This window comes from Pseudomonas sp. 06C 126, from assembly GCF_001855215.1.
GTDB classification, from domain to species: Bacteria; Pseudomonadota; Gammaproteobacteria; order Pseudomonadales; family Pseudomonadaceae; genus Aquipseudomonas; species Aquipseudomonas proteolytica.
Genome location: NZ_MIFU01000103.1, coordinates 1 through 26546, shown reverse-complemented (window position 1 = coordinate 26546; position 26546 = coordinate 1). Strand labels below are relative to the sequence as shown.

Here is a 26546-nt window from a genome sequence, read left to right as displayed (position 1 = left end):
GCCGGCTTGTGTGGGAGCGGGCTTGCCCGCGATTACGGTAGATCAGTCAGCACCTGTCTTGGCTGACCCACCGCCATCGCGGGCAAGCCCGCTCCCACAGGGTTATGCGTTCGCCGTAATGATCCGGTTGTCTATCAGGCCGCCACAGCCTGAAGCTGCAAGCCACCTTCGACATCCTTGACCAACCCGCTGGCCAGCAACAACGGCAGCAAACGCTTGTGCAACTGCGGCTCGACAAACTCCTTGACCGTCTCCAACGCCAAGTCGCCACTGCCCGGCAGGTCGGCCTTGGTATAGGACAGCCAGGCCTTTTTCAGCATCTGCAACACATCGCTGCCAGCGGTCAACGCAAAGCGGCGGTGGGTAATCTGGCCCAGGAAGTTGAAGCTGTGCTGATATTCGTAACCTTTCTCGTCACCTGCGCTGGCAACGCAGCGCACGCAGGTGCAAGGGCCATCGCCGAAGGCAGCCTGCAGGTAGCTATTGAAGTCCACCACGGGCTTGAGCGACAGGCGCTTGTCCACTTCGAACAGGTCGCCGGTCATTTTTGCGTCGTTACTCAAGGTGTATTTCCTCGCAGGTCTGCAGCTGGTTTTTCAAAGCGCGGCATCATACCTCATCTGTAGGAGCTGGCTTGCCGGCGATAGCGGCGGGTCAGCCAATGCACTGTATCGACGGATACACCGCCATCGCCGGCCAGCCGGATCCTACAGGGAGCTCTGGCCCAGCCGCTCCTTGATCCAGTCATACAGGTTATTGCCCTCGCTCGACAGTTCGCTGCTGGCCCGGCGGCACAGGTAGTACTGGCGTCCGTCATCCACCGGCAAGTCGAACAGTTGCACCAATTCACCCCGGGCCACCAGGGGCGCCACCAATGGCGCACGCAGCAGCGAGCAGCCGAGGCCGGTGAGGGTGGCGACCAGGGTCAACTGGCCGTCCTCCAGCAACAGACCATTGTGCGTGTTGCTGTGACTGGCCTCGGCGACATCGAACCATTGCCCCCAGGTGCCGCGTTCTTCGTCGTGCAGCAGCGGCAGTTCGCTGAGCGCCTGCGGTGTGGCGATAGGCCCGTGGCGCTGCAGGAATTCGCGGCTGCAAAACGGCGTGACCGCGCCGCTGATCAGCGGCTCGCTGTGATACCCCGGCCAGTGCCCGGTACCGAAACGGATCGACAGGTCGGCAGCATCGCTGGGGTAGCTGCGGTGGTTGGCGTAGGTGATGTTGATATCCAGCGCCGGGTTGGCGCTCAAAAACTGCGGCAGGCTCGGGATGAACAGGTTGGTGGCGAACATCGGGATCAGGCTGATGGTGACCTGGCGCGTCGCGCTCTTTTCCCGCACGTGCTCGGTGGCGCTGCGCAGTACCGCGAATGCCGAGCGAATCGCCCGGTAATACTCGCGACCTTCTTCGGTCAGGCCCAGGTTGCGGCCTTGGCGCATCGTCAGCGGCTGTTGTAGGAAGCTCTCCAGCAAGTGCAGTTGATGACTGACCGCCGAGGGCGACACCCCTAGTTCGCGCGCGGCGGCATTCACGCCCCCATGGCGGGCAAAAGCCTCGAAGGTGCGCACGGCACGTAAAGGTGGATCGTTGGCTAACTGTTCTAAATTATTCATGTGTTGAATTAAATACTAAGTAAAAAGATAAATAAAGCGGCTTTGGCCTGGCAAAAACGCCGTAAATAGGGCGTTTTTTATTTGGCATAAACATATTCCTTTCAGATATTTGATAAAAACAGAATAAATAACTAGTGTTCCGCGCTCGGGCTTATTAGTCGGTGCGCCCTGGCACCGACGTTTTTGTGTATGGAGTTGATGGTTCTCATGGATGCGTTTATCCAGCAACTGCTCAACGGCTTGCTGTCGGGCAGTCTCTACGCGCTAGTGGCCTTGGGTTACACCATGGTCTACGGCATTTTGCGGATCATCAACTTTGCCCATGGCGATGTGTTGATGATTGGCGCGCTGGTGGGCCTGTCGGTGATCCGTGTGTTGCAGGCGGCCTTCCCGCAGATGCCGCCGGTGCTGTTGCTGCTGGCAGCGGCGATGATTGCCATGGCCTTTTGTGCGGTGCTGGCGGTGGTGATCGAGCGTGTCGCCTATCGGCGCTTGCGCAACGCCCCGCGCCTGGCGCCGTTGATCAGTGGTATCGGCGTGTCGCTGTTGTTGCAGACCGTCGCCATGCTGGTCTGGACCCGCAACCCACAGATGTTCCCGCAATTGCTGCCCCTGGAACCCATCGAAGTGCTGGCCGGCGATGCCACCCATGCCGCCGTGACCAATGCCACCGCGCTGACCACCATTGGCGTGGCGCTGAGCCTGATGGTCGGGCTGTTGCTGCTGGTCGAGCGCACGCGCTTTGGCCGGGCCATGCGCGCCGTGGCCGAGAACCCGCAAGTGGCGAGCCTGATGGGCATCAACCCCAACCGCATCATCGTCATGACCTTCGCCATCGGCGGCGCCCTGGCCGCGCTGGCAGGCATCATGATGGCCAGCAACTATGGCAGCGCGCATTTCTATATGGGCTTCCTGCCCGGCATCAAGGCCTTTACCGCGGCAGTGCTGGGCGGCATCGGCAACCTCAAGGGCGCCATGCTCGGCGGCCTGCTGCTGGGGCTGATCGAAGCCCTGGGCACCGGCTACCTGGGGGCTGCCACCAACGGCGTGTTCGGCAGCAACTACCAGGATGTGTTCGCCTTTATCGTGTTGATCGCGGTGCTGGTGTTCCGTCCCCAAGGGCTGTTGGGCGAACGATTGGCGACCCGCGCATGAGCCTGGCAACCGCTGTGAGCCCTTCGAGCAAACGCGCCAGCCTGGGCCTGGTGCTGTTCGCCCTGGCCCTGGTGTTGGCCCCATGGATTGTCGGGCATGCCGGCGGCAATACCTGGGTGCGCACCCTGGACTTTGCCCTGCTGTACATCATGTTGGCCCTGGGCCTGAACATCGTGGTGGGTTATGCCGGCCTGCTGGACATGGGCTTTATCGCCTTCTACGCGGTGGGCGCCTACCTGGCGGCATTGCTCTCGTCGCCCCATCTGATGCAACAGTTCCCGGCCTTGCTGGCGCTGATGCCAGAGGGCATGCACACCTCGATCTGGCTGATTCTGCCGCTGGCGGCGCTGTTGGCGGCCGGGTTCGGGGTGATCCTTGGGGCGCCGACCCTGCGTTTGCGCGGCGACTACCTGGCCATCGTCACCCTGGGCTTTGGCGAGATCATCCGCATATTGCTGCGTAATCTGGACCGCCCGGTGAACCTCACCAACGGCCCCAAAGGCATCGCCCAGGTTGATCCGGTGACGCTGCTGGGGGTCAACCTGGGGCGCACCCAGGAACTGTTCGGCCTGCGCTTGCCCTCGGTCTACCTCTATTACTACCTGTTCGCCGCGCTGGTGGTGCTGATCCTGTTTGCCTGCATCCGCCTCGAGCGCTCGCGCATCGGCCGCGCGTGGATGGCGATCCGCGAAGACGAAGAGGCGGCCCAGGCCATGGGCCTCAATACCTTGCGCCTGAAGCTGCTGGCATTTGCCATTGGTGCGGCGTTCGGCGGTATCAGTGGGGCGCTGTTTGCCTCGTTCCAAGGCTTTGTTTCACCCGAATCCTTCACCCTCAATGAGTCCATCGCCGTGCTGGCCATGGTGGTGCTCGGCGGCATGGGGCATATCCCCGGGGTGATTCTGGGCTGCGTGTTGCTCGCGGCCCTGCCCGAAGCGTTGCGCGCCAGCATGGGCCCCTTGCAGCAGGCGCTGTTTGGCCAAGTGCTGGTGGACCCGGAAATTATCCGCCAGCTGTTCTACGGCCTGGCGCTGATTCTGGCGATGCTGTATCGACCCGCCGGCCTCTGGCCGAGCCGCACAGGAGGTGCACCTTGAACCATCCGTTATTACAGATCGAGAAGGTCAATAAACAGTTTGGCGGCGTGGCCGCGCTCGATGACGTGAGCTTGAGTATCGAGGCCGGGGAAATCTACGGCCTGATCGGGCCCAATGGCGCCGGCAAGACCACCTTCTTTAATGTGATGACGGGGTTATACACCCCGGACTCCGGGCGCTTTCAACTCGACGGCCAGGAGTACCAGCCCACGGCGGTGCACCAGGTGGCCCGCGCTGGCATCGCGCGCACGTTCCAGAATATCCGCCTGTTCAACGCCATGAGCGCCCTGGAAAACGTCATGGTCGGGCGCCATGTGCGCACCCATAACGGCGTGTGGGCGGCCTTGAGCGGGCATTCGCGCGGGCGCGAGGAAGAAGCGCAGACCCGCGCCCACGCCCATCGCCTGCTGGCCTATGTCGGCCTGGCCGGGTTTGCCCACTACCGTGCCGACAGCCTGTCCTACGGCCACCAGCGGCGCCTGGAAATTGCCCGTGCCCTGGCTACCGAACCGCGCCTGCTGGCCCTCGACGAGCCGGCCGCCGGCATGAATGCCAGCGAGAAAGTGCAACTGCGCAGCCTGCTGGAAAAAATCCGCGACGACGGCCACACCCTGTTGCTGATCGAACACGACGTGAAGCTGGTGATGGGCGTGTGTGACCGCATCAGCGTGCTGGACTACGGACGCGTGATCGCCGTGGGCGCGCCTGCCGAAGTGCGCCGCCACCCGCAAGTGATCCAGGCCTATCTGGGAGCCGGCGCCCATGTCTGAAGCGTTGTTGCAGATTGCCGGCCTGAAGGTGCGCTACGGCGCCATCGAGGCGGTCAAGTCCCTGGACCTGCATATAGATGAAGGCGAACGGGTCACGTTGATCGGCGCCAATGGCGCCGGCAAAAGCTCCAGCCTCAAGGCCCTGACCGGGTTGCTGCCGGCCGCTGCGGGGCAGATCCGCTTTGCTGGCCGCTCGATCCTCAACCTGGCGCCCCATGAGCGCCTGACCCTGGGCATCGCCATGGTGCCGGAAGGGCGTGGCATTTTTGCGCGCATGAGCGTGCTGGAAAACCTCCTGGCCGGCGCGTTCCTGCGCCGCGACCCACAGCAAGTCAACCTGGAAATCCGCCAGTTGTTCGAACACTTTCCGCGCCTGGAAGAACGCTTGCAGCAGTCGGCCGGCTTGCTCTCCGGTGGCGAGCAGCAGATGCTCGCCCTGGCCCGTGCGCTGCTGTCCAAGCCCCGCCTGCTGGTGCTCGATGAGCCGTCCATGGGCCTGGCGCCGATCATGGTCGAAAAGCTGTTCCAGGTGATCGATGATGTGTGCCGCCAGGGCATGACCCTGCTGCTGGTGGAGCAGAACGCGCGCCTTGCGCTGCAAGTGACTGACCGCGCCTATGTGATGGACACCGGGCGTATCAGCCTCAGCGGTGCCAGTGACCAATTGCTCGACCACCCCGAGGTGCGCAGTGCCTACCTCGGTGAATAACCCCATAACAAACGCCACCGGACGCCCGGCGTGTTTCGTCAACCCCACAGGCCATGAGGGCCTGCTGAGAAACAGGAAAAAACCATGAACAAGACTGCCCCCTTCAAACGCGTACTGTTGTTGAGCCTGGCCATGAGCGGCGTGGCCCAGGCCGACCAGACGGTACTGATCGGCCTGGCCGGACCCTTGACCGGTCCGTCGGCGCGGATCGGCAAAGACCTGGAAAACGGCGCGCAACTGGCCATTGACCAGGCCAACGCCAAGCACCTGAAAATCAATGGCGAGGCCGTGACGTTCAAGCTGGTTTCCGAGGATGACCAGTCCGATCCACGCACCGCCGTCACCGTGGCCCAGCGCCTGGTGGACGAAGGCGTAGTTGGCGTGGTCGGCCATTGGAACACCGGCACCAGCATTCCGGCAGCGCGGGTCTACCATGACGCCGGGATTGCCCAGGTCGCACCGGTGGCCACCGGTCACGCCTACACCCAGCAAGGTTTCGACACCAGCTTGCGGATCATGGGCCACGACGATGACGGCGGCCAGGTCGCCGGCGACTACGCACTCAAGACCCTCAAGGCGCAGCGCATCGCCGTGATCGACGACCGCACCGCGTTCGGCCAGGGCCTGGCGGACCAGTTCGTCAAATCCATCGAGGCCGGTGGCGCCAAGGTGGTTGCGCGCGAATACGTGGACGACAAGACCATCGACTTCAGTGCGGTGCTGACCAACATCCGTGGGCAAAACCCGGACCTGATCTTCTTTGGCGGCGTCGACTCCCAGGCTGCACCGCTGGCCCGGCGCATCAAGCAGTTGGGGATCAAGGCCCCATTGATGGGCGCCGGCGGCTTTGTCAGCCAGACCTTCCTGCAACTGGCACAGAACGAAGGCGAGGGCGTGATCGCCCTGGAACCGGGCCTGGCCGTGGCGCAGATGCCAGGCGGCAAAGCATTTGAAGAGGCCTACAAGGCGCGCTTCAAGAGCAACATCGAGCTGCACGCACCCTTCGCCTATGACGGTGTGGGCGTGCTGATCGCCGCCATCGAGCAGGCCAATTCCACCGATCCGCAGAAGTACCTGCCGGTACTGCGCGCCATCAGCTATCCGGGCGTGACCGGGACCATCGCATTCGATGCCCAGGGCAATCTGCAGAACCCGTCGTTCACCGTTTACCAGGTCAAGGCCAATCAATGGCAACCGGTGAGCGTGGCTGGCGGCAAAAAGTAACGCGCTGGATTTAAGTGTAGGCGCAGCTCGTGTAGGAGTTGTCTCGCCCGGCGAGGCTGCGATGGGATCACCGCGGTGTATCTGCGACACCGTGGTGTCTGCATCGCAGCCTCGCCGGGCGAGACAGCTCCCACATTTGGCAGCACCCACATTGGATCTTCGCAGCCATTTTGAATGAGGCACACCATGAGCAAACTTGAAGGTGAACTGGGCATCCTGGCCCGCCGGCGCATCGAGGCTGAGATCATCAAACCGATCTACGAAATCCTCGTGCGCGAGCAGGGCAAGGCCTTTGCCGCCGCGGTGATTGGCGAAGCGGTGGGCAACGCCGCGATCCAGGCCGGCAAGCACTTTGCCGCCCAGGAAGAGCAGGGCGCCGACCTCAAGAGCTTCGTTGAGCTGCAAGTGCTGTGGGAAAAGGACGACGCGCTGAAAGTCGAAATCATCGCCAGCGATGCCGAGCACTACGATTACGACGTCAAGCGTTGCCGCTATGCCGAGATGTACCACGAAATGGGCCTGGGCGAGATCGGCCACCTGTTGTCGTGCAACCGCGACGAGCTGTTTATCGTCGGCTACAACCCGAATATCGAATTGACGCGCACCCAGACCATCATGGGCGGCGCGCCAAGCTGTGACTTCCGCTACCACGCCAAGCCCCAGGAGCCGCGCTCGTGAGTGCCCTGGCGCGGGTCAACGGTGAGCGCCTGTGGGACTCGCTGATGGAAATGGCGCAGATCGGCGGCACGCCCAAGGGTGGTGTCTCGCGCCTGGCGCTGACCGACGAAGACCGGCGCGGGCGTGACCTGTTCGTGGCCTGGTGCACAGCGGCCGGGTGCAGCATTCGTGTGGACGCCATGGGCAACATCTTCGCCCGTCGCGCCGGCCGCCTCGACCATCTGGCCCCAGTGCTGACCGGCTCCCACGGCGACTCGCAGCCAGCGGGCGGCAAGTTCGATGGCATCTACGGCGTGCTGGCCGGCCTGGAAGTGCTGCGCACCTTGAACGACCTGGGCATCGAGACTGATCGACCGATCGAGGTGGTCAACTGGACCAACGAAGAAGGCTCGCGTTTTGCCCCGGCGATGATTTCTTCAGGGGTGTACGCGGGGGTGTTCGACCTGGAATACGGTTTGTCCCGCGAAGACAAGGCCGGCGTGACCATCGGCCAGGCGTTGCAACAGATCGGCTACGCCGGCCCGCATCCGGTGGGAGGGCAGGCGGTGCATGCGGCGTATGAGCTGCATATCGAGCAAGGCCCGATCCTTGAAGCCCAGGACCTGACCATCGGCGTGGTCACCGGGGCCCAGGGCCAGCGTTGGTATGAAGTCGAGCTGAGCGGCCGCAGCGCCCATGCCGGCACCACGCCAATGGATCACCGCCTGGATGCACTGCTGGGCTTTGCCCGGGTGGTGGAGGCGGTCAACCAGATCGGCCTGGCCCAAGGCGCCGAAGGGCGGGCGACGGTGGGCATGGCCAACATCTTCCCCAACTCGCGCAATGTGGTGCCGGGGCGGGTGTTTTTCAGTGTTGAGTTCCGCCATCCCGATGAGACGGTGCTGGGCGTGCAGGACCAGCAACTGCACGAAGCCGTGGCGCGGATTGCCGAGGGGATTGGCCTGCAGGCCAGCGTCAAGCAGATCTTCCAGTACGCGCCGATTGCCTTCGACAAGGATTGCGTAGACGTGGTGCAGGCCGCGGCCGCAGCGCTGGGCTACAGCCATCGGCGGATGATTTCCGGCGCGGGGCATGACGCCTGCTACCTGAACCAGGTCGCGCCGACGGCGATGATCTTTGTACCTTGTGTGGATGGCTTGAGTCATAACGAGGCGGAAGAGATCTACCCGCACTGGTCCACGGCCGGGGCGGATGTGTTGTTGCAGGCGATTCTGGCTTCGTCGCGTGAGTGATGGATGGGAGCGGGCTTGCCCGCGAAAGCCATAGGTATCTACACAACTTTCAGAGACTGACGAACTCCCCTGTGGCGAGCGGGCTTGCCCGCGTTGGGCTGCGGAGCAGCCCTAAAACCAGCCGCTGCGGTGTATCTGGTACAACGCATTCGGCTTATTGGGGCTGCTTCGCAGCCCAGCGCGGGGCAAGCCCGCTCGCCACAAGCCAGCTCCCACCTTCGTTCTGCAGCGTATACAAAATTCCCCGCCACACCGAGCCCCCCTGTGGGAGCGGGCTTGCCCGCGAAAGCGGTAGTTCAGTCACCACCTGTAATCGGCACAAACAGCTGGCTCATCACCTGCAACAAGTGATCATCCGCGCCAGCCGCGCCTATCACTTGCAACCCCACCGGCATGCCCCTCACGTGCCCCACCGGCAGGCTGATCGAGGGCAGGCCGGTGAGGTTCCAGGCGCTGGTATGGCTGAGTACGGCGGCGCGTACGTCAATGTCCTGTTCGCCCACGCGCACTTGGCGTGCGTTCACCTGTGTGGCGGTAATCGGCACAGTGGGTGAAACCAGCAAGTCATAGTCTTCGAACAACCGCGCCATGGCCGCTTTGTACTGCGCCTGGCTGGCCTGTGCGCGAATGTACTGCCAGCCTCTGACCTCGCTCGACACCTCAAGGCGCTCGCGTACCTCCTGGTCAAATTTGTGCGGCGCATCGCGCATGCGTTCGGCATGTACTGCAAAGGCTTCGGCACGTTGCAAGGTCTGCAGGGTGTCCTTCATGCCTGCCGCGATTTTTTGCAGCGCGTCAGTCTCTTGCAGCGCTTCGCCAAACAGCTGTTGCGCCGCCTGGTAGACCTGCTGATGCAGCTCGGCATCCACCGGGCCGAAGCTGGCGCACGTGATCCAGCCCACGCGCAACGCTCGAGGCGTGGCCGCCGGCCGGCAAGCGCGTCCTGCCAGCACTTCGAACAACAGGCGTGCATCTTCAACGTGGTTGGCGATGGGGCCGACGTGGTCGAGGCTGGACGCGAGCGGGAACACCCCGTCCAACGGCACGCTGGCAAACGAGGGCTTGAAGCCGACCGTGCCGCACAAGGCCGCCGGAATCCGGATCGAGCCGCCCGTGTCGGTACCCAGCGCCAGCGGCACCATGCCGCTGGCCACCGCCGCGGCACTGCCGGCGCTGGAACCGCCGGTGATGCAGCGCGCATCCCACGGGTTGCGTGCCGCGCCTTGCAGTGAGCGGTCGCCAGTCGGGCCATAGGCGAACTCATGGGTCAAGGTCTTGCCGATAATCACCGCCCCGGCCTCGCGTACGCGTTGCACGCAAAGCGCATCGTGGTTGGGTTTGAAACGGTCGAAGTGCGCTGAACCGTAGGTGGTGATGTAGTCAAACGTGTCGATGTTGTCTTTGACCGCTATCGGCATGCCCTGCAGCGGGCCCAGGTCCTGGCCTTGGGCAAACAGCGCGTCGGCCTTGCGGGCCTGGGCCAGAGCCACGGCGGCATCAACATGAACGAACGCATTCAACGCCGGGTTCAAGCGTTCGATGCTGTCCAGCGCGGCCTGCGTCAACTCGACACTGGTCACGCTGCCGGCACGCAGGCGCGCGGCCAGCGTGATGATCGACTGACCAAAAAAGTATCCAGCGTGGGTAGGCTTCACCAGGCTCATAAATGCAACTCCATCAAACAGCAGCGGGTTGAGAGGACGGGGCAACCTGACGCCCGCCCGGGCGCACCATCAGCATTGCGCTCATGCCCAACGCGGTGGCCACGGCGGCGGCCACGAACATCGATGAATAGCCGTAACGCACGGTCAGGTAGCCGGTCAGCATGGGGGCGATAAACGACGCGGTGTTGGCGATAAAGTGCGTCATGCCGCTGTAGGCACCCACCCGATTGGACGGCGCGGTGTCGATGACCACCGCCCAGTACACGGAGTTGGGCAGGGCATTAAGCGCATTGGCCAACGTCATCAGGGCAATCACGCCCCAGACGGTCTGGGCTTGGGAAACCATGATGAAACACAAGGTTGTCAGCAGCAGGCAGGTCGCGGCCAGCCAGCTGCGGGCGACTTTCAGGTTGCCGGTGCGGCGCAGCAGCAAGTCCGAAATCTTGCCGCCCAGCAGCACGGTGAAGCAGGCGCCGGTCCACGGGATCATGCCCATGTACCACAGCGACGACAGGTTGTAGTGGAACTCGTCCTGCAGGTATTTGGGGGTCCAGGTCAGCAGCAGGAATGTCACGTACACAAACGAGAAGTAACCGACGGCGTTGAACAGCAGGTCTTTGTTCTTGAAGAAGTGCCAGAGCGGCGCAACGCTGGTAGTGGGCGTCGACGCATTGGCGGCTTCGGCGCGCTCTTTGCGCAGGAAGTCGAGTTCGGCCTTGGACACGCGCGGGTTTTCATCCGGGGTGTTGGTGAAGCGCGTCATGAAAAACACCAGCAGCGCCAGGCTGACCACGCCCAACACCACGAACATGCTGCGCCAGCTGCCGGTCAGGGTTTGCAGGCCCACAGCCACAGGCGCGGTGAGCAATGCGCCCAATGGGGTACTCAAGAGGCCGACCGCGACCACAAAACCGCGCTCCTTGGGCGTGGCCCAGTTGGCCACGCTCTTGTTGATCACCGAGTAGGCCGGACCTTCGGCAAAGCCGAACATCACGCGGATCGTGGCGAAACCGGCCATGGCCGAGCCGCCGAGAAACGCCAGGCCGAAGTCGCCGGCAAATGCCGTGGCGATTTCGAAGACCGACCAAGTGCCACCGGCGATCAGCCAGATGCGCTTGGCACCAAAGCGGTCGGCCAGAATGCCGCCGACCAATGCCCCAAGGATGTAGCCGTAACCGAAGTAGCCCAGGACGTTGCCCCAGTCGGCTTTGTCGAAACCGTACTCGGGAAGAATGCTCGCCGACGCATAGGCAATCGCGCCACGGTCGATGTAGTTGAGCAAGGCCATGAGCATGATCAGGAAGAAAATCTGGTAGCGGAAGGACGGGATAGCGGGGCTGTTCATAGGGATCTGACTCTTCAAAATGATGGCAGAAGTCAAAAAGTCGGCCGCGTCCGGCGTATTTTTATTGGTTGCCCAAACGTTTGGGTAGGCGAAATGTAAGGTGGGAAAAAATTTTAGTCAAACGTTTGGGTAAAAATTTATCTGCGGCTGCGGTACGCCCGTTCGGGTAGAATCTGCGCGCTAAATATCAGACAGTCGGAAGCCCCTCAGACATGCCGAGCCCATCTCGTCCAGCCACCTTGAAGTCCATGGCGACCGCACTTGGCGTGCATGTCTCCACGGTGTCCCGGGTACTCAACGGCGACCCGGCCGGGGTCGAGCGCGCGGCGTCTGCCGAAGTGGTGGCGCGTATCCGGGAGTTGGCAAAAGAGCTGGATTATCGGCCGAACACGCAGGCATCTAGCCTGAAACTGCGCAAAAGCCAGGAAATCTGTGTGCTGATGCCGCGCCTCACCGACCTGGTGATGGCGACCATTTACGACAGCATCGACAGTGCGGCCGAACAGGCCGGCTACCTAACCTTCGTCTCCAATACCGACGACCAGCAACCCCGCCAGATGGCCCGTGCCGAGCATGCCTTGCGCCGCTCGGTGGCCGGGCTGATCGTCGGCGACTCACATGTCGGCGAAAGCCAGCCGCTCCTGGAACTGCTGGCGCGCAAGCACATTCCCTACGTGCTGGTCAGTCGCCAGATTGCCGGGCATCTGGCGGCGTGCAGCGACGATGAACGTGGCGGCTGGCTGGCGGCCGAGCACTTGTACCAGTTGGGCTGTCGCGATGTGGCCATTCTGGCGGGCGAACGGCATGCCTCCACCGGGGCTGATCGCACGCGCGGGTTTACCCGTTATTACCGGGAGCAAGGCATTACGCTGCGCCCGGAATGGACGCTCAATGGTCCTTTTGACAGCCTTACCGGGCACCGCCAGGGCGAGTACCTGTTGGGGCTCAGCCCAAGGCCACAGGCGTTTTTCGCGGTCAATGACTTCCTGGCCATCGGCTTGATGGGGGCCGCACGTGACAAGGGCCTGATGCCGGGCAAGGACATTGCCGTGGTGGGCTTCAACGACATACCACTGGCCAATGAACTGATGGTGCCCCTGACCAGCGTGCGCCTGCCCCTGGCAGACATGGGCCGGCATGCGGTTGAGCTGCTGCTCAAGCGCATCGAGGGCGAGGCGTGCGAGTCGATCATGGTGGCGCCGCAGTTACAGGTGCGGGCGAGTTCGTCTTTGTTGCGCTGACTGAGGGCTGGCCATCGGCGGTGGAAAATGTGGGGGCGGGCTTGCCCGCGATAGCGGTGCTTCAGCCACTGAATTTATCAAATGACACACCATCATCGCGGGCAAGCCCGCTCCCACAGGGGATTGTGCGAGGCCAACTCTCGGGTCAATCCAGTCAGCGAAAAAACTCCCCGGGCGTCGTATCAAACTGTTGTCGAAACGCGGCGATAAACGCCGAAACCGACTCATATCCACACCCCAGCGCCACGTCCGTCACCCGCTCGCCGCGTTCCAGGTCGGGGAGGGCGCCGAGCAGCCTCAGCCGCTGGCGCCAGGCGCGATAGGTCAGGCCGGTATCGCTCACAAACAACCGGCTCAGGGTTTTTTCGCTGACCCCCAGGCGCTGGCTCCACTGCCCCAGCGTGGTCGCCTGTTCCGGGTGCAGGCTCAGGCTGCGATAGATCTGGCGCAACCGGCTGTCCAGCGGCAGCGGCAGCATCAGGTCCACTTGCGGCGCGGCGGCGAGTTGGTCGAGCAGGACTTGGGCCAGGCGCCCATCGGGGCCGTCTTCGGCATATTCCACCGGCAGTTCGCTGAAGCGGCGGATCAACTCGCGCAACAAGTCACTCACCGCCAGCACCTGGCAGCGCTCCGCCGCCCAGGCGGTCACGCTGCAGTCGAGGTACAGGCTGCGCATTTCGGTGTGCGGCGAGCTGAACACCCGATGTGGCATACCCGCCGGGATCCAGACCGCCCGTTGCGGCGGCGCCACGAAGCGCCCGGCACTGGTCTGGATCTCCAGCACTCCGGAGATTGCATACGACAACTGCACCCACGGGTGGCTATGGCGGCGGGTCAGGGCGCGATTGGGCAGCGATTCGGTACGGCCATACACCGGGCGTGGCAGGCTGGAGAGCCCGGGAATGCTACGGCGAACGGCCTTGTCGTGTCCTTTTGGCGGCATTTACTGGCTCATTGGCGTTAGTCGGTAACAAGCCGTTACGTTAGAGTCGGCACGACGCCCTGGCAACCCCTGGAAAGAACAGCCCATGACTCGCCCCCGGTTTTTACCCGATAACTTCACCCTGACCTTGATTGCCACGGTGGCCCTGGCCTCTTTGCTGCCCGTCAGCGGCCAGGCTGCCGTGGCCTTTGGTTGGGTGACCAACCTGGCCATCGCGCTGTTGTTTTTCCTGCACGGTGCCAAGCTGTCACGCCAGGCCATCATCGCCGGTGCCGGGCACTGGCGTTTGCACCTGTTGGTGTTCAGCCTGACCTTCGTGCTGTTCCCGCTGCTGGGTCTGGCCCTCAAGCCGTTGCTGTCGCCGATGATTGGCAAAGATTTGTACATGGGCATGCTTTATCTGTGTGCGCTGCCGGCCACGGTGCAGTCGGCGATTGCTTTTACGTCGCTGGCGCGGGGCAATATCCCGGCGGCGATTTGCAGCGCGGCGGCGTCCAGCCTGTTCGGGATTTTCCTTACGCCGTTGCTGGTGACGCTGCTGCTCAATGTGCATGGCGACGGCGGCTCCACCGTAGATGCGATTCTCAAGATCAGCGTGCAACTGCTGCTGCCGTTTATCGCCGGGCAGATCGCCCGACGCTGGATCGGCGAGTGGGTGGGGCGTAACAAGAACTGGCTGAAGTTCGTCGATCAGGGGTCGATCCTGCTGGTGGTCTACGGTGCGTTCAGCGAAGCGGTCAATGAAGGCATCTGGCATCAGATTCCATTGTGGGAATTGGCCGGTTTGCTTGTGGCCTGCTGCGTCTTGCTGGCGCTGGTGCTGGTGGCGTCCGCGCTGTTGGGCAAGGCCTTTGGGTTCAATCAGGAAGACCGCATCACCATCCTGTTCTGCGGCTCGAAAAAGAGCCTGGCCACGGGCGTGCCGATGGCGCAGGTACTGTTTGCCGGCAGCACCATGGGCGTGTTGATCCTGCCGCTGATGCTGTTCCACCAGATCCAGTTGATGGTCTGTGCGGTGCTGGCCCAGCGCTATGCCAATCGCCCGGAGTCCATTCCCGAGATCATGGCGCAAGTCGATCCCTGAACCATCGTGTTACTATTTTTCCGCGCTGCTCAAGGGCTGGCATCGGGCCGTCAGGATCAGCGCGCAACAGAGTAAAACGACCTGTCGATGAGTACTAGCACCGCTACACCCGCCGCCAACTGGCAACCGGTCATCGCCCTGGCGCTGGCCGCCTTTGTGTTCAACACCACTGAATTCGTCCCGGTCGGTTTGCTCAGCGCCATTGGCGCCAGCTTCGACATGCCGATCCCCAAGGTCGGTCTGATGCTGACCATCTATGCCTGGGTGGTGTCATTGACGTCGCTGCCGGTGATGTTGCTGACGCGCAACGTCGAGCGGCGCAAGTTGCTGATTGTGCTGTTCGGCCTGTTTATCGCCAGCCATCTTCTTTCCAGTATGGCCAACAGTTTTGGCTTGTTGATGGTCAGCCGTATCGGCATTGCCTTGTCCCATGCGCTGTTCTGGTCGATCACCGCGTCGCTGGCGGTGCGTCTGGCGCCGCCGGGCAAGCAGGTCCAGGCCTTGGGGCTGTTGGCCACGGGAACTTCGTTGGCAATGGTTCTGGGGATCCCCCTGGGGCGCCTGCTGGGCGAAGCCATGGGCTGGCGCACCACATTCATAGTGATTGCCGGGTTTGCCGCCGCGCTGGTGTTCTGGCTGGCGCGCACCTTGCCGTTGTTGCCGAGCCAGAACTCCGGTTCCCTGCGTAGCCTGCCGCTGCTGTTCAAGCGCCCGGCGCTGGTGGCGTTGTATGTGTTGACGGCGATGGTGGTCACCGCGCAGTTCACCGCCTACAGCTATATCGAGCCCTTTGTGGAGCGCGTCGCCGGCCTGGGCGGCAATGCCGTGACCCTGGTGCTGTTGGTGTTTGGCGGGGCGGGGATCATTGGCTCGTTGCTGTTCAGTGTGCTGCACCGATTCAATCCTTACCGCTTTCTGCTGGTGGCGGTGGCGGTATTGGCCCTGTGCCTGGGGCTGCTTCTGCCGTTGAGTGGCGATGTGTCGTACCTGGTGGTGTTGAGCGTGTTCTGGGGCATGGCGATCATGGCCTTTGGCTTGGCGTTGCAGTCCAAAGTGCTGGTGCTGGCGCCGGATGCAACTGACGTGGCGATGGCCATGTTCTCCGGGATCTACAACATCGGGATTGGTGGCGGGGCGTTGCTCGGCAGTTGGGTAGGCGGGCATTTCGGCTTTGCCTGGATCGGCGCGGCCGGGGGCTTGCTGGCGGTGGCGGCGCTGGGGCTGTACTGCCTGTCGATTTATCGGTTCGGCCAGGGTGGATCAAGCGAGTAACGCGAACGGCGTGCGCAGGAGCCGCCGGCCGTGGCGTGCGCAAGGGACACCACGGCCAACCCTTCAGAACTGCGGCGTGTATTTGACACTGAACATCACATTGCGCGGATCACCATAGAAGTTGTTGCCATTGAGCTGGTTGTACCCGGACGCGTAGTAGGTCTTGTCGAACAGGTTGTTGGCATTCATCGCCAGCCCTACCTCCGGCGTCAGCTGATAGGCCAGGCGCGCATTCCACACCGTGTAGCCCGCCACGTCATAGGTGTACTCGTAGCCCAGGGTATGGCTCTGGGTGGTGAAGCCCAACCCGGCGCTGACCTTGCTCCAGTCGCCGCTGAACTGGTAGTCGCTCCATACCCGCAACATGTGCTTGGGTGTCCATTGGCTGAACACTCGGCCTTTGTTGTCGCGATCTTCGAGGTACTTGGTGGTGTTGTAGGTATAGCCGGCAAACAGTTGCAGGCCGCTCAGCACTTCGCCGCTGATTTCTGCTTCCAGGCCTTGGCTGCGCACCTTGCCGGAACTCGTTGCGCAGTAAGTGCCGCCGCAGATTTCGCCCAGGGAGTAGTCGGTGATCGCGCGGTTTTCCTGGTCATAGCGGAACAACGCCAGGGAGGTGTTGACCCGGCCATCCATCAACTCGCCCTTGAGGCCGATTTCGTAGTTGCTGCCAATCACTGGCTTGACCACCGCACCGCTGAGGTCGCGCGGGGTCTGTGGCTCGAACACGTCGGTGTAGCTGGCGTACACCGCCCACTCGCGGCTCAGGTCGTAGACGATCCCGGCGTAGGGCGTGACTTCGCCGGTTTCGTTGGTGGTGCTGGGTTTGTTGACGATGGTGGCGTGGGTCACCGCCGTGATGCCCGAGGAGGTGTAGCTGTAGTCATACCAACTGACACGGGCGCCAAGTACCAGGGTCAACGGGTCGATCGGCTTGACGCGCCAGCTGCCATACAGGCCTTTTTGGCGGATGTCGTACTTGCTCGGTGTTGCGCGGCCGCCAGGGGTGTTCATCAGGCTTTCGTAGGTGACTTCGGGGCGGTGGTTATTGATGTCGAAGATGTTATCGGTGCTGTCATTGAACGTCCGGGCGATGACGTCGTTGGTGGTGTACTTGGAGTAGTTGCCGCCCAGGGTGATTTCCTGCGCCATGGACAGCGCCTCGAAACGCCCGGTGAGGTGGGTGTCGAGGCCGATCTTGGTGCCATCGAAATCGGTGTACCAGTCGGCATATGACACGCCGGCGCCGTCGGCTTCGATGCCTTCGTTGTTGGTCTGTACGCGCTGGTGGGTGGAGGTGTTTTCTTCATGCATGCGTACCGCGCCGACCTTGAGCTTCCAGTCGTCGTTGAAGCGGTGCTCCACGTCGGCATACAGGGTGGTGACGTCGATCTGCGAGTGGTTCCAGCGTGAACCGGTGAAGGTCGAACGTGACAGGTCGATCGACTTGCCGGTGGCATAGCGTGGCAGGCCGCGCAGCATCGGACGCGATTCGGCATTGGTGCGGCTGACGGCCAGCCCCAGGGTGGTGTCTTCCTGCAGGTCGAAGTCCAGGGCGCCGTACAACGAGTGGGTCTTGCTCCATTCGTAGTCGATGAAGGAGTCGCTCTGGTCTTCGTCCGCCACCATCCGCCCACGGACCGTGCCGCTCTGGTTCAGCGGGCCGCCGGCGTCCAGCTGCAGGCCGTAGTGGTCCCAACTGCCGGCCTTGGCGGTGAGGGCGACGGTGGGTGCCGCTTGCCCGCGCTTGCGCACCAGGTTGATCGCGCCACCCGGGCTGCCGGTGCCCTGTAGCAGGCCGGAGGCGCCGCGCAGCACTTCCAGGCGGTCGAAGAAGATCAGGTCCTGGGTGGCCCAGTTGCCCAGGGCATAGGTATTGCGCGGGATCGGCACGCCGTCGTACTGCCAGTCGTCGATCTGGAAGCCGCGGGAGGTGATGATCATGCCTTTGCCCACGCCTTGCACACCCACCAGGCCAGTGGTCTGGTTGACGGCGTCCTTGAGGTCGACCAGGCCCTGGTCATCCATTTGTTTGCGGGTCATCACCGTGATCGACTGGGGGATTTCCTTGAGGGTGTGGGTGCCCTTGCCGATAGTCACGGCCCGTGCGGCGTAGGAGCCGGAATCTTCAGTGATGGTGGGGTCGATGCTGTGGGCGGCAATGGATGTCACGCCCAGTTGCAGCGCGGCGCCGCTGTCGGCGGCAGGCTCGACGCTGAAATTGCCTTGCCCGGTCACCCGCAACTGCAAGCCGCTGCCCGCCAACGCACGGTCCATGGCCTGTTCGGCCGGCATCTGGCCGATCACCGCCTGGGCCTGCTTGCCCTGCACCAACACCGGGTCCAGGGACACAATACGCCCGCTCTGGCTGGCAATGGCGTTCAGCGTTTGGGCCAGCGGGCCGGCCGGCAAATTGAAAGACAGGCTTTGGGCCTGTACCAGGGCAGGGCTCGCCAGGGTTGCCAGGGCAACGGCGACGGAAAGGGCATGGGGCCAAGGGTTGAGCACAGCATTCTCCTGAAGGTGTGGACGTGTCAGGAGATAGGTGGGCCGAGAAATGAAAACCGGACACAAATAAGAGTGATTTGCATAAAAAAGTTTTGCCCGGGTTACCTTGCACGAATCAGGGTCAGCCACGGGCTGTAGTGATCCACCCGGATCGGCAGGGTTTCGGCCAGCGCATCGAAGGCCCGGTGCGGGTCGTTGAGGGGGAATACGCCCTGCACGCGCAGGTCGCGTACCTGCGGGTCGACGCGCACAAAACCACGGCTGTAGGGGCGCAGGGCGCTAACCACCTGTTCCAGGGAGTCGTCCAGCACGTTCAGGTGCCCGGCGAGCCAGTCGGCGCGGTAGCTCTGGTTGCCGGCCAGCGGTTCGATGCGGTTGGCGTGGAGCAGCACCGATTGGCCTTGCTGCACGGTGTGCTGGATGCCGTTGTGCAGCGTCGCCTGGACCGAATGCTCCAGCACCACCACCCGCGTGGCGTCTGGCTCCTGGGACACGAGGAAGCGCGTGCCCAACGCTTGGACACTGCCCTGGGCGCTGCGCACGCGCAGCGGCCGCTGGGGGTCGGCCGCCACCTGAATCACCAGTTCGCCGTGCCGCAGGATGATCAAGCGCTGGTGCTGGTCGAATTGCAGGTCGACGGCGCTGTCTGCGTTCAGGGTCAGGCGGCTGCCGTCCAGCAGGGTGAAGGTCTGGCGCTGACCGCGCGCGGTGTGCAGGTCGGCCAGCAGGTCGTCACCCAGCGGGCTGCGCGCCGCCAGCCACAGGCCGCCACCCAGCAGGCCCAGGCCCGTGATGGCGCGCAGCACTTCGCGGCGTGAACCCTGGGGTTGCAACAGCACTTGCCGAGCTTCGCCGGGCAGGCGTTTATCGAGGCTGCGCAAGGTGTTCCACGATCCGCCCAAGCGCTCCTGCAAGCGGGCCCAGGCTTGGGCGTGGGCCGGGTCCATGCCCAACCAGGCGTTGAACCGTTCCTGCAGCAACGCATCCGGTTTGCCCGCGCGCAGACGCACCATCCAGTCAATGGCCTGCTCGCTGATTGGGTCCAGGCGGGCCTTGCTCATGGGGCCATCTCGGCCAGGTAGCATTGGCGCAGGGCTTGTTTCATATAGCGGCTCACGGTGCGCTCAGACAATTGCAGCTTGCGCGCAATCGCCACGTAGCTCATGCCGTCGAGTTGGCTATAAAGGAAGGTGGCCTTGACGATCAGCGGCAGGCCATCGAGGGCGCGGTCAATTGCCACCAGGGCCTGGATCAGTTGCAGTTGGTCTTCGGGGGAGGGCGCCAGCGCCTCGGGGGTCGCGGCGAGCCGCTCCAGATAGGCGGTTTCCAGGCGACTGCGGCGGTAACGATCAAAGATCAGCCGACGCGCAATGGTCGAGAGATAGGCCCGGGGTTGCTCGATGCTGTCGGGGTCGACCCGCGCGGCGAGCATCTGGCAGAACGTATCGGCGGCGGTGTCCTCGGCATCGGCGTGATTACGCACGCGATGCTGGATATGTTGCAGCAACCACCGGTGATGGTCATTGAAAAAGAAGCCCAGCTTGCGGATTGGAGGTGACTGCACGGGTCGACTTTCTCAAGGGTGGTATTGTGAATCGTTCTCAATACTACCGTTTGTGTGAGTACGGCTGCAACAATCCGTAATTGTACGAACGGGTTTGCTTGGGAAAGACGTCACCGATAAAGGGTGTTGGCGGGGTAAACGCGGTGCTCTCAGGTTTTTCGCGAGCAAGCTCGCTCCTACAGGGCATAACGGTGCTGGAAGGTGCTGCGATAGCTTAGGCACTGGCAGCCTTGATATCTGCCCTTGCAACGATCTGGGGGATACTTTTTGATCACTCCCACAGGATGTGGGAGTGATCTTGGGAACAAGACGCTATCAGGCGATAGCATCCCAGGCGCGGTCGCCTTTCTCGTCCTTGATACGGGTCGGCAGGCCCATCACGTCCAGCGCCTTGAGGAACGGCTCGGCTGGCAGTTCTTCGACGTTGGCCATGCGTTGCACGTCCCACTCGCCACGGGCTACCAGCAGCGCTGCGGCTACAGGCGGCACGCCGGCGGTGTAGGAAATGCCCTGGCTGTCGGTTTCGGCATAGGCTTCTTCGTGGCAGGCCACGTTATAGATGAACAGCTCGCGCGGCTGGCCATCCTTGGTGCCCTTGACCAGGTCGCCAATGCAGGTCTTGCCGGTGTAGCCCGGTGCCAGGGAAGACGGATCAGGCAGCACGGCCTTGACCAGTTTCAATGGCACCACTTCCAGGCCTTCGGCGGTGGTGACCGGCTTCTCGGAGAGCAGGCCGAGGTTTTTCAGTACGGTGAACACATTGATGTAGTGTTCGCCGAAGCTCATCCAGAACCGCACGTTGGGCACGTCGAGGTTTTTCGACAACGAGTGCACTTCATCGTGGCCGGTCAGGTACAGGTTCTGCGAACCGACTACCGGCAGGTCGTCGGTACGTTTGACTTCGAACATGGTGTTGCTGGTCCACTGGCTGTTCTGCCAGCTCCACACCTGTCCGGTGAATTCGCGGAAGTTGATTTCCGGGTCGAAATTGGTGGCGAAATATTTGCCGTGGCTGCCGGCATTGACGTCGAGAATATCGATCGAATCAATGCGGTCAAAATGCTGTTGTTGCGCCAGCGCCGCATAGGCGTTGACCACACCTGGGTCAAAACCCACGCCGAGGATCGCAGTGATGTTCTTCTGCTTGCATTCCTCCAGGTGGTTCCACTCGTAGTTGCCGTACCACGGCGGGGTCTCGCAGACCTTGCCCGGCTCTTCGTGGATGGCGGTGTCCAGGTAAGCCACGCCGGTATCGATGCAGGCACGCAGTACCGACATGTTGAGGAAGGCGGAGCCGACGTTGATGACGATCTGCGATTGGGTTTCGCGGATCAGTGCCTTGGTCGCTTCCACGTCCAAAGCGTTCAGCGCAAAGGCCTGGATCTGGGCGGGTACCTTGAGGCTGCCCTTGGCCTTGACGCTGTCGATGATGGCCTGGCATTTGGAGATGTTGCGCGACGCGATAGCAATCCGACCGAGTTCGTCGTTGTGCTGCGCGCACTTGTGGGCCACCACCTTGGCGACACCTCCTGCACCAATGATAAGAACGTTCTTTTTCAATTGCTTTATCTCTCCTTTATCTGTCCGCTTTACGAAAGGCTGGACAGGTAGTCGTCGTAACCAAATTCACGAACCACTTCGACTGTACCGTCGAGTTGTTTCACTACGATGGACGGCATTTTCAGGCCGTTGAACCAGTTTTTCTTGACCATGGTGTAGCCTGCCGTGTCGATGAACGACAGTCGATCGCCGATGGCCAGCGGCTGATCAAATTGGTATTCGCCGAAGATGTCCCCGGCCAGGCACGACTTGCCGCACACCATGTACGTGTGCTCGCCGGTGCTTGGCGCCAGCTTGGCGTTGAGGCGATAGATCAGCAGGTCCAGCAAGTGGGCTTCGATGGAGCTGTCGACCACGGCGAGGTTTTTGCCGTTGTAGAGGGTGTCGAGCACGGTGACTTCCAGGGAAGCGCTGTTGGTGATCGCCGCTTCGCCGGGTTCCAGGTACACCTGCACGTCGTACTTCTGCGAGAAGGCCTTGAGGCGTTGGCAGAATGCATCGATTGCGTAGCCTTCACCGGTAAAGTGGATGCCACCGCCGAGGCTGACCCAGTTGACCTTGTGCAGCAGCGCGCCGAAGCGTTCTTCGATGGTGCCCAGCATCTTGTCGAACAGTTCGAAATCACCGTTCTCACAGTTGTTGTGGAACATGAAGCCCGAGATCTGCTCGATCACGCCTTCGATCTTCACCGGGTCCCACTCGCCCAGGCGGCTGAAGGGGCGCGCCGGGTCGGCCAGCAGGTAGTCGGAGCTGCTCACTTGCGGGTTGACGCGCAGGCCACGGGTCTTGCCCTCGCTGCGCTCGGCAAAGCGCTGCAGCTGGCTGATGGAGTTGAAGATGATCTTGTCGCAGTTGTCGAGCATCTCCTCGATCTCGTCGTCGGCCCAGGCCACGCTATAGGCGTGGGCTTCACCTTCGAACTTCTGGCGACCGAGCTTGAGCTCATACAGCGACGAGGACGTGGTGCCGTCCATGTATTCCTGCATCAGATCGAACACCGACCAGGTGGCAAAGCACTTGAGTGCCAGCAGTGCCTTGGCGCCGGACTGCTCGCGCACGTAGGCGATCTTCTGCATGTTGGTCAGAAGTTTCTGTTTGTCGATGAGGTAATACGGGGTTTTGATCATTTTTCAGAGCCTGTGGCGGAGCCTGCCAAAAAAGGACAGGCATTGTGCCCGCACTTCGTCAGGATCGAAAGGTTAGTCAGCGGAATTTGCAGGTTGACGCCATTGATACGCCAGCCCCGTCGCCCTTTTGTAGGAGCCGGCTTGCCGGCGATGGCGGCCGGCAGCGCACGTTGGTGGCGGGCCATCTGCCCTGGTGTCTGCAACCTTCGGTCGCTGCCCGTCCGGCGGGCAGGGGAGAGGCAGTGGTTTGGTTGCCAGATGCATGTTTGATCATGAGCGCCACTCGCGATGTTCACCCGAAAACCTCTGCAACAACACCGCTGGAACCTGCAGCGCAGTCAACTCCACTCCTTAACACCTACACCGGTTAACAGAAAATGTATCTGCTCAAGGAGTCGTTACTGTGACAATTAATCCGAATGCTCATTCAAGTGCTTTTCTACCGTGCTACACACCCAACGATAGCCCCGATACAACGGGCAACATGGATGCATCCGCACTTTCCAGAAACAAACGTGGGGTTGCCACTAAAAGTACGTTATGGCCGCAACAGTCAATAATAAGAATTTCCATGACGGGCATGACCAAAGAGCAAGAAGAATTTACAAAGACCCACATCAACAAATGGGCTCCTCATGTCAATTTGAGTTTTGAGTTCACCAGTGATCCCGACGCAGATATCAGGATTGCTGCAGATAATGGGCTTGAAGGCGGAAGTTCACACATAGGCACCCGGGCGCTGCGGGCACCGGCCGAAAAGCCGACAATGGTTATTGGCTTCAAGGGCGGGCTCAATGATTTCAACGCCGGTACGGTGCTGCATGAGTTCGGTCATGCTTTGGGTCTGCAACATGAACACCAACACAAAAACCGTGATTTAGATATTAATTGGTCGGAAATTAACAAGGCCTATGTAGATAAAGGAGGGGCGGAGGAAGTAAAACTGAATTTTGAGCTATTGGATTCAGATGTTATTTCGTCTGATTATGATCGTAAGTCCGTCATGCATTATGGCTTCTCTTCATCTTGGCTCAACGATGGAAACGCCATCCAGGACAACAACGAGCTATCCGAAGGCGACATCAAATTTGCCCGCTCGCTCTATCCACCCGTGGTCGAGAAAAAGCCGACCTCATCCAATTGGTGGGACTTTCGTTTCGCGCACCCGACAACGGCACCTCGATCATGAGCAAAATTCTTGATCATCTGCAATAAAACGAGTTTGTCTCATGATGCCGCGCTACCGACAATAGCTCCCATACCCACACATTGGAGTTTTTTGTCATGGCAGTCGCTCATTCCCTTGGATTTCCGCGCATTGGACGCGATCGTGAACTGAAAAAAGCGCAGGAAGCGTTTTGGAAGGGCGAACTGGACGAAGCCGGCCTGCGCGCTGTCGGCCGTGAGTTGCGCAAGAGCCACTGGGACCTGCAGAAACAGGCCGGCATCGAGTTGTTGCCCGCCGGCGATTTTGCCTGGTACGACCAGGTGCTGACGCACTCACTGATGTTCGGGGTGATCCCCGAGCGTTTTCGCCCGGCCGACGGCCATGCCACCTTGCACACCCTGTTTGCCATGGCCCGTGGTGTCAGCGACAGTTGCTGCGGCGGGGCCCACGCCCAGGAAATGACCAAGTGGTTCGATACCAACTACCACTACCTGGTGCCCGAATTCAGCGCTGACCAGCAGTTCCATCTGGGCTGGGATCAACTGTTCGACGAAGTCAAAGAAGCCCGCGACTTGGGGCACACCGTCAAGCCGGTAGTGATCGGGCCGCTGACTTACCTGTGGCTGGGCAAGGCCAAGGGCGCGGACTTCGACAAGCTCGACCTGCTCGACCGCTTGCTGCCGCTGTACGGCCAGATCTTCCAGCGCCTGGCGGACCTGGGCGTGGAGTGGGTGCAGATTGATGAGCCGATCCTGGTGCTCGATTTGCCCCAGGACTGGAAAAATGCGTTTGAGCGCGCCTACAACCTGATCCAGCGTGACCCCCTGAAGAAACTGGTGGCCACTTACTTTGGCGGCCTGGAAGAGAACCTCGGCCTGGCGGCCAACTTGCCGGTCGATGGTCTGCACATTGACCTGGTGCGTGCACCTGAACAGTACCCGACGATTCTCGATCGCCTGCCGGCTTATAAGGTGCTGTCCCTAGGCGTAGTCAACGGGCGTAACGTCTGGCGCTGCGACCTGGAAAATGCCCTGGCCACCTTGCGACATGCCCATGAACGCCTGGGTGACCGCTTGTGGGTCGCGCCGTCCTGCTCGTTGCTGCATAGCCCGGTTGACCTGGGGCGTGAAGACAAGCTTGATGCCGAGCTGAAGAGCTGGCTGGCCTTCGCCGTGCAGAAGTGCGCAGAAGTGGCCGTGCTGGCCCAGGCTATCAACCAGCCAGAAGCCGCGAACGTCGTGGCGGCCTTGGCCCAAAGCCGTGCCGTGCAGGCAGCGCGTGCGGCTTCGCCACGGATCCACAAACCGGCTGTACAAGCGCGTGTTGCGGCCATCACCGCCAAGGACAGTCAGCGTCATTCGCTGTTTGCCCAGCGTATCGCCAAGCAGCGCGCCGGCCTCGACCTGCCGTTGTTTCCGACCACCACCATTGGCTCGTTCCCGCAGACCGCGTCGATCCGCCTGGCGCGCCAGTCGTTCAAGGCCGGCAAGTTGAGCGAGGCTGAATATGTCGAAGCGATGCACAGCGAGATCAAACACGCCGTTGAAGTGCAGGAAAACCTCGGCCTGGACGTGCTGGTGCACGGTGAGGCCGAACGTAACGACATGGTGGAATATTTTGCCGAGCAACTGGATGGCTATGTGTTCACCCGCTTTGGCTGGGTGCAAAGCTACGGTTCGCGCTGTGTGAAACCAGCAGTGATCTTCGGCGACCTGAGCCGTCCGAAAGCCATGACGGTGGAGTGGATCCGCTACGCTCAAGGCCTGACCGACAAGGTGATGAAAGGCATGCTGACTGGCCCTGTGACCATGCTGATGTGGTCATTCCCCCGGGAGGACGTGAGCCGCGAAGTGCAGGCCCGGCAACTGGCGTTGGCGATTCGTGACGAAGTGCTGGACCTGGAAGCGGCGGGTATCAAGATCGTTCAGATTGATGAAGCGGCGTTCCGCGAAGGCTTGCCCCTGCGCCGGGCGCAGTGGCAACACTACCTGGACTGGGCGACCGAAGTCTTCCGCCTGTGCGCCTCTGGAGTACGGGATGAAACCCAGATCCATACCCATATGTGCTACAGCGAATTCAACGACGTGATCGAGTCCATCGCGGCGATGGATGCCGATGTGATTACCATCGAGACTTCGCGTTCGGATATGGAGTTGTTGGACGCGTTCGAAGCCTTCGCTTACCCGAATGACATTGGCCCGGGCGTCTACGACATCCACTCGCCACGAGTACCGGACGCCTCGGAAATGGCCAACCTGCTGCGCAAGGCTGCCCAGCGCATCCCGGCCGAACGACTGTGGGTCAACCCCGACTGCGGCCTGAAGACCCGCGCCTGGCCAGAGACGGAGGCGGCGCTGATTCATATGGTCGCCGCTGCGCGGCAACTGCGCGCCGAACTGGCATAGCAGCAGCTAACCCCAACCCCTCTGTGGGAGCGGGCTTGCTCGCGAAAGCGGTGGTTCAGTCACCCTCCTTGGTGGCAGTTGCACCGCCATCGCAGGCAAGCCAGCTCCCACATTTGATGGTGGTGTGGCACAAAACTCTATGCCCAACAAAGCCCCCCTGTGGGAGCGGGCTTGCCCGCGAAAGCGG

At 61.8% G+C, this 26546-nt stretch carries 22 protein-coding genes; 12 read left to right on the top strand and 10 right to left on the bottom strand.

What is annotated here, in order from left to right; translation table 11 throughout:
• Window positions 1-134: 134 nt before the first annotated feature.
• On the bottom strand, window positions 135-563 hold the full coding sequence (locus tag BHC62_RS20285; RefSeq protein ID WP_133715760.1) for a hypothetical protein: 429 nt from the start codon (window positions 561-563) through the stop codon (window positions 135-137).
• 144 nt (window positions 564-707) lie between these two features.
• Window positions 708-1613 (bottom strand): LysR substrate-binding domain-containing protein, encoded by a 906-nt coding sequence (locus BHC62_RS20280; protein ID WP_070995923.1) that lies wholly within the window; start codon window positions 1611-1613, stop codon window positions 708-710.
• 207 nt (window positions 1614-1820) lie between these two features.
• Between BHC62_RS20280 and BHC62_RS20275 the strand changes: the two genes are divergently transcribed.
• The 7 genes from BHC62_RS20275 (at window position 1821) to BHC62_RS20245 (ending at window position 8478) form a co-directional block, all read left to right on the top strand.
• On the top strand, window positions 1821-2768 hold the full coding sequence (locus BHC62_RS20275) for a branched-chain amino acid ABC transporter permease (RefSeq protein WP_029292973.1): 948 nt from the start codon (window positions 1821-1823) through the stop codon (window positions 2766-2768).
• Window positions 2765-3865: an ABC transporter ATP-binding protein gene (locus BHC62_RS20270; protein WP_029292972.1), complete on the top strand. Its 1101-nt coding sequence runs from the start codon at window positions 2765-2767 to the stop codon at window positions 3863-3865. The genes BHC62_RS20275 and BHC62_RS20270 overlap by 4 nt, the downstream gene beginning before the upstream one ends.
• Window positions 3862-4635 (top strand): ABC transporter ATP-binding protein, encoded by a 774-nt coding sequence (locus BHC62_RS20265; protein ID WP_029292970.1) that lies wholly within the window; start codon window positions 3862-3864, stop codon window positions 4633-4635. Before BHC62_RS20270 ends, BHC62_RS20265 begins: the two co-directional genes overlap by 4 nt.
• Window positions 4628-5344 (top strand): ABC transporter ATP-binding protein, encoded by a 717-nt coding sequence (locus BHC62_RS20260; protein ID WP_070995922.1) that lies wholly within the window; start codon window positions 4628-4630, stop codon window positions 5342-5344. The genes BHC62_RS20265 and BHC62_RS20260 overlap by 8 nt, the downstream gene beginning before the upstream one ends.
• An 84-nt stretch (window positions 5345-5428) precedes the next feature.
• A complete protein-coding gene (locus BHC62_RS20255) occupies window positions 5429-6568 on the top strand; it encodes a branched-chain amino acid ABC transporter substrate-binding protein (protein ID WP_029292965.1) in 1140 nt (379 codons plus the stop codon).
• A gap of 186 nt (window positions 6569-6754) precedes the next feature.
• Window positions 6755-7246 (top strand): L-2-amino-thiazoline-4-carboxylic acid hydrolase, encoded by a 492-nt coding sequence (locus BHC62_RS20250; RefSeq protein ID WP_029292963.1) that lies wholly within the window; start codon window positions 6755-6757, stop codon window positions 7244-7246.
• On the top strand, window positions 7243-8478 hold the full coding sequence (locus BHC62_RS20245) for a Zn-dependent hydrolase (protein WP_071610050.1): 1236 nt from the start codon (window positions 7243-7245) through the stop codon (window positions 8476-8478). The genes BHC62_RS20250 and BHC62_RS20245 overlap by 4 nt, the downstream gene beginning before the upstream one ends.
• A gap of 296 nt (window positions 8479-8774) precedes the next feature.
• On the opposite strand, the gene BHC62_RS20240 is transcribed toward BHC62_RS20245, so the two are convergent.
• Window positions 8775-10142, bottom strand: a complete 1368-nt coding sequence (locus tag BHC62_RS20240) for an amidase (RefSeq protein ID WP_070995921.1) — start codon at window positions 10140-10142, stop codon at window positions 8775-8777.
• A gap of 13 nt (window positions 10143-10155) precedes the next feature.
• Window positions 10156-11487 (bottom strand): MFS transporter, encoded by a 1332-nt coding sequence (locus BHC62_RS20235; protein WP_029292957.1) that lies wholly within the window; start codon window positions 11485-11487, stop codon window positions 10156-10158.
• Between the two features lie 212 nt (window positions 11488-11699).
• Between BHC62_RS20235 and BHC62_RS20230 the strand changes: the two genes are divergently transcribed.
• Window positions 11700-12728, top strand: a complete 1029-nt coding sequence (locus BHC62_RS20230; protein WP_070995920.1) for a LacI family DNA-binding transcriptional regulator — start codon at window positions 11700-11702, stop codon at window positions 12726-12728.
• 154 nt (window positions 12729-12882) lie between these two features.
• Here the strand turns inward: BHC62_RS20230 and BHC62_RS20225 are convergent, their stop codons facing one another.
• Window positions 12883-13671: a helix-turn-helix domain-containing protein gene (locus tag BHC62_RS20225; protein ID WP_029292952.1), complete on the bottom strand. Its 789-nt coding sequence runs from the start codon at window positions 13669-13671 to the stop codon at window positions 12883-12885.
• An 85-nt stretch (window positions 13672-13756) separates the two neighbouring features.
• Between BHC62_RS20225 and BHC62_RS20220 the strand changes: the two genes are divergently transcribed.
• Window positions 13757-14755 carry a bile acid:sodium symporter family protein gene (locus BHC62_RS20220; protein WP_029292950.1) on the top strand — a complete coding sequence of 333 codons (999 nt, stop codon included), beginning with the start codon at window positions 13757-13759 and terminating at the stop codon, window positions 14753-14755.
• 87 nt (window positions 14756-14842) lie between these two features.
• Entirely contained in the window at window positions 14843-16027 is a 1185-nt protein-coding gene (locus tag BHC62_RS20215; RefSeq protein WP_029292948.1) for a sugar transporter, read from the top strand.
• Between the two features lie 63 nt (window positions 16028-16090).
• Here the strand turns inward: BHC62_RS20215 and BHC62_RS20210 are convergent, their stop codons facing one another.
• The 5 genes from BHC62_RS20210 to BHC62_RS20190 form a co-directional block, all read right to left on the bottom strand.
• On the bottom strand, window positions 16091-18535 hold the full coding sequence (locus tag BHC62_RS20210; RefSeq protein ID WP_070995919.1) for a TonB-dependent receptor: 2445 nt from the start codon (window positions 18533-18535) through the stop codon (window positions 16091-16093).
• 101 nt (window positions 18536-18636) lie between these two features.
• Window positions 18637-19596 (bottom strand): FecR domain-containing protein, encoded by a 960-nt coding sequence (locus BHC62_RS20205; protein ID WP_070995918.1) that lies wholly within the window; start codon window positions 19594-19596, stop codon window positions 18637-18639.
• Window positions 19593-20099, bottom strand: coding sequence for a sigma-70 family RNA polymerase sigma factor (locus BHC62_RS20200; RefSeq protein WP_029292941.1), 507 nt, complete (start codon window positions 20097-20099; stop codon window positions 19593-19595). The genes BHC62_RS20205 and BHC62_RS20200 overlap by 4 nt, the downstream gene beginning before the upstream one ends.
• 315 nt (window positions 20100-20414) lie before the next feature.
• Complete coding sequence (locus BHC62_RS20195; RefSeq protein ID WP_029292938.1) at window positions 20415-21659, bottom strand: saccharopine dehydrogenase family protein; 1245 nt, start codon at window positions 21657-21659, stop codon at window positions 20415-20417.
• A gap of 29 nt (window positions 21660-21688) precedes the next feature.
• Window positions 21689-22786, bottom strand: coding sequence for a carboxynorspermidine decarboxylase (locus tag BHC62_RS20190; protein WP_070995917.1), 1098 nt, complete (start codon window positions 22784-22786; stop codon window positions 21689-21691).
• Between the two features lie 403 nt (window positions 22787-23189).
• On the opposite strand from BHC62_RS20190, the gene BHC62_RS20185 reads away from it, so the two are divergent.
• The gene (locus BHC62_RS20185; RefSeq protein WP_143007564.1) at window positions 23190-23975 is read left to right on the top strand and encodes a M12 family metallopeptidase; all 786 of its coding nucleotides are present in this window, start codon (window positions 23190-23192) and stop codon (window positions 23973-23975) included.
• 95 nt (window positions 23976-24070) lie between these two features.
• The gene (metE, locus tag BHC62_RS20180) at window positions 24071-26359 is read left to right on the top strand and encodes a 5-methyltetrahydropteroyltriglutamate--homocysteine S-methyltransferase (protein WP_070995915.1); all 2289 of its coding nucleotides are present in this window, start codon (window positions 24071-24073) and stop codon (window positions 26357-26359) included.
• Window positions 26360-26546: the final 187 nt, after the last annotated feature.